Source organism: Clostridia bacterium (assembly GCA_019683875.1).
In the GTDB taxonomy this organism is placed as follows: Bacteria; Bacillota; Sulfobacillia; order RBS10-35; family Bu92; genus Bu92.
The window spans coordinates 1-3514 of the sequence record JADGHN010000148.1; the positions used below are offsets into that span (position 1 = coordinate 1).

Sequence of the window (3514 nt, forward strand, 5' to 3'; positions counted from 1 at the left end):
CCGCCCGCCGCGCGGGGGCGCGGGCGGCCCCGGCGGCCGGCCGGGGGGGGGCCGGCCGCGGCGGCCGGACGACGAGCGGCAGCGTCAGGCCGCGCGCGTCGCCAAACGCCACACGCGGCCCCTCGAACTCGACGAGGCGGAGGGCCTCCTCCGCCGCGGCTTCCCACGCGCGGACGACCCCGCCCCGCCATGCCACCTCTCCCGGGACCGGCAGCGGCCGGGGCGCGGGGAGTTGCTCGTCCGAGGACGGCGGGCCTTCCAGCCACACCCAGCCGCGCAACGCGCGGACGCGCACGCCGCCCGGGCCCGTCGCGCCGCTCGGGCGCGGATCCTGGCCGGCCGCAGCCGTCCCGGTCGCGGCCGCTGCGCGCGCCAGCGAGCGCAGCCGGCGCAGCCACGCTTCGTCCAGGCCGGACTGGGGCCGCAGCAATCGCCTCCGCCGCCGGGCCGCGAGCGAACGCGCGCGCGCGTACGCCCGCGCCATCACCCGCACGAACAGCGGCCAGGACAGCTCCGCCAGCCCGGCGGCGGGGAGGCGCACGGCGCCGCCGGGCGTCCCCTCCGCTCGCTCGGCCAGCCAGCGGCGCGCCGCCGCCTCCAGCGCCCGGTGGTCGGCGGCCAGCCTCCGTGCCCAGGCCGCGAGGTGTTCGACCGCCCGCGGGTTGATCGCCGCGAGCTCCGGGATCACGCGGTGGCGGACGCGGTTGCGGGCGAAGGCGACGTCGCGGTTCGTCGGATCCTCCCGGTGCGGCAGCCGGTGCCGTTGCGCGTAATGAAGGATGGCACCCGGCGGGACGTCCAGCAGCGGCCGCACGATTCGCCCTCGACGCCGGGGCATGCCGGCGGCGCCGCGCGTTCCGGTGCCTCGAGCAAGACGGAGGAGCACCGTCTCCGCCTGGTCTCCCTGGTGGTGCGCGAGCACCACGCGGTCCGCCCCGTGGCGGCGAGCCACCCTCAGGAGGAAGCGGTACCGCCGGCGCCGGGCTTCGTCCTCGCCGGCCGCCGCGCCCGCCCCCGCACGCCGGCCGATCGTGACGGGAACGCCCCAGCGCCGGGCCAGATCCCTCACCCAGCGGGCGTCGTCGGCGCTGTCCGGGCGCAGGCCGTGGTCGTAGTGCGCCGCGCGCACCGTCCAGCCCATCGCCGGGGCCGCCCGCAGGAGCGCGTGGAGCAGGACGACCGAGTCCCGGCCGCCGCTGACGGCCACCACGAGCCGCGCCCCCGGCGGCAGGAGGCCGCCGGCGGCAGCGGCGCGGACGGCTGCTTCGACTGTGAGCGCGCGGCGCAACGGCAACCCTCCTCGACGCCCGCCACGACCGGCGTCAGCCCCGCCCGTCCTGGAGCCACGCCCTTGCGACCTCGACTTCATCGGCGTGGATCTCGTGTCCTGCGTTCGCCCACTGCAGGGTCACGTCCGCCCCCGCATCTCGGAGAAGGTCCGTGAGCCGCTTCGGGTGGTCCCCGGTGATGAGCGGATCGTGCCGCCCTGAAAGAACGAGGACGCGCGTCCCCTGCAGGGACGGCGGCTGCGGCGGCACGAGCGGCACCATCGGCCGGAAGAGGACGGCGGCGGCGAGCGTGCCCGGCTCCAGCAGGAGAAGGCTGGCGGCGATGTTGGCGCCGTTCGAATAGCCGACGGCGATCACGGAGTCCGCCGCGAAGCCGTGCCGCGCGGCCGCCCGCGGCACGAACTCCGCAAGCTCCCGCGTGCGCCGCACCAGGTCCGCCTCGTCGAAGACGCCCTCCGCCAGCCGGCGGAACCACCGCGGCGCGGATCCCTCCAGCACCTTGCCGCGCACGCCGAGGAGCGCCGCGCCGCCGTCCAGCGTCCGGCCAAGGGGCAGGAGGTCGCGCTCGTCGCCGCCCGTCCCGTGCAGGAGCAGCAGGGTGCGCGGCGACTCGCCTCGACCCGGCACGAACACGTGGTGAAACCCGAGAAGTTCCTCCGCCATGGAAGCCTAGCCCTCTTCGAGCCCGGCGAGGGCGCGCGTGTCCAGCGGGCGCAGCCGCGCCTCGATGGCCGCGCGATACGGCTCCAGGAACGGCGGCAGCGCCAGGCGTTCGCCAAGATGCTCGAAGTCCTCGTCCGCCTCGAAGCCCGGCCCGTCCGTGGCGAGCTCGTACAGGATCCCGTTCGGCTCGCGGAAGTAGATCGAGCGGAAGTAGAACCGCTCCACGATGCCGGACGTGCGGAATCCGCGGCCTTCGAGCCGCTCCAGCCACGCCGCGTGCTCCTCCGGGTTCGGCACGCGGAAGGCGACGTGATGCACCCCGCCGCGTCCCAGTCGCTCCGGCGGGAGGTCCGGCCGCTCCTCCACGTGCACCTCCGCGCCCGCGCCCCCGGTGCCCGTGGCGAAGACCCGCACCTCACGGCGGGGGTCGTCCGGCGCGGGATAGCGGCCGGCGGGCCGGAAACCGAGGACCTCCGTCAGCACCCGCACGGAGGGTTCGGCGTCGGGCACGGTGATCGTCACCGGCCCGAGGCCGCGGATGCCGACGTCCGCAGGCACTGGGCTCTTCGCCCAAGGGGTGCCGCCCGGCACGCCCGCCTCGCCGTCCTCCGCCGTGAGCACCAGCCGCTGGCCCTCGAAGTCGCGGAAGGCCAGCGTGAGGCGGCCGGCGCGCTCGACGACGCCGTCGTGCTCGACGCCCAGCCGGTCGAAGCGATCCCTCCAGTAGTCCAACGCCCGGCGCTCCTTGACCCGCAGGCCGATCGACGAGATGCTGTGCGTCCCCGGCCGGTTGGCGGCGAGGTGAGGGATGTCGAAGAAGGTCAGCTCCGTGCCGGGGTTTCCGCGTTCGTCGCCATAGAAGAGGTGGTAGGACGTGACGTCGTCCTGGTTCACGGTCTTCTTCACGAGACGCATGCCCATCGTCCGCGTGTAGAAGCGGACGTTCTCCGCCGCGTTCGCGGTGAGCGCCGACACGTGATGAATGCCTACGAGTTGCATGGTCCGCGCCTCCGATCTCGCTTGGCCGGACTCCCGCCGCGCGGGGAGCTTCCGGCGCGGCGCGCCCGTTCCAGCTTGCGCAGCAATCCGAGGAGCTGTCGCCGCTCCTCGAGGCTCAGGGCCTCGAACTGGCTCGCCTGCAGGCGCTCCTGCTGGGGAACGACCTCCTCGTACAGTTGGCGGCCGGCCGGCGTCAGGCGCAGGCGCTTGACGCGCCCCTGGCGCTCGCGCTCGACGAGCCCTCTCGCCTCCATTTTGGCCACCAACTGGGCGACGTTTCCCTGCGTGACAAACAGCCGCCGCGCGAGGTCTCGCTGCGTGATGCCTTCGGCCGAACCCACCTGCGCGAGCACGTCGAACTGGGCGGCCGTCAGCCCCCACCGGCGCAGGTGCTCGCCGGCGGCGCGCACGTTCTGGGCGTACGCGCGCGCCAGGCGAAACCACAGCATGAGCCCCAGGCGGCGGGCGGTGCGCGGGTCGTCGCGGTCCATCAGCCGATCTCCCATCATCTTGTCAACTGGAACTTTAGGCCTGAATTCTATCCCGTTCAAGCCTTCGGGCAT

4 protein-coding genes are annotated in these 3514 nt (G+C 74.9%); all 4 read right to left on the reverse strand.

Features of this window, described 5'->3' with window-relative positions; genetic code table 11:
• Positions 1-1288, reverse strand: a 1288-nt coding sequence (gene tilS / locus IRZ18_09060) for a tRNA lysidine(34) synthetase TilS (protein ID MBX5477253.1), incomplete at its 3' end; no start/stop codon positions are given.
• A gap of 34 nt (positions 1289-1322) precedes the next feature.
• Positions 1323-1952: an alpha/beta hydrolase gene (locus tag IRZ18_09065; protein ID MBX5477254.1), complete on the reverse strand. Its 630-nt coding sequence runs from the start codon at positions 1950-1952 to the stop codon at positions 1323-1325.
• A gap of 6 nt (positions 1953-1958) precedes the next feature.
• Positions 1959-2951, reverse strand: a complete 993-nt coding sequence (locus tag IRZ18_09070) for a ring-cleaving dioxygenase (GenBank protein ID MBX5477255.1) — start codon at positions 2949-2951, stop codon at positions 1959-1961.
• Entirely contained in the window at positions 2939-3442 is a 504-nt protein-coding gene (locus IRZ18_09075) for a MarR family transcriptional regulator (protein MBX5477256.1), read from the reverse strand. The genes IRZ18_09070 and IRZ18_09075 overlap by 13 nt, the downstream gene beginning before the upstream one ends.
• Between the last annotated feature and the right edge of the window lie 72 nt (positions 3443-3514).

Coding starts and splice junctions, on each gene's coding strand:
- IRZ18_09065 (MBX5477254.1), bottom strand. CDS start 1,952: ATGGCGGAGGAACTTCTCGGGTTTCACCACGTGTTCGTGCCGGGTCGA.
- IRZ18_09070 (MBX5477255.1), bottom strand. CDS start 2,951: ATGCAACTCGTAGGCATTCATCACGTGTCGGCGCTCACCGCGAACGCG.
- IRZ18_09075 (MBX5477256.1), bottom strand. CDS start 3,442: ATGGACCGCGACGACCCGCGCACCGCCCGCCGCCTGGGGCTCATGCTG.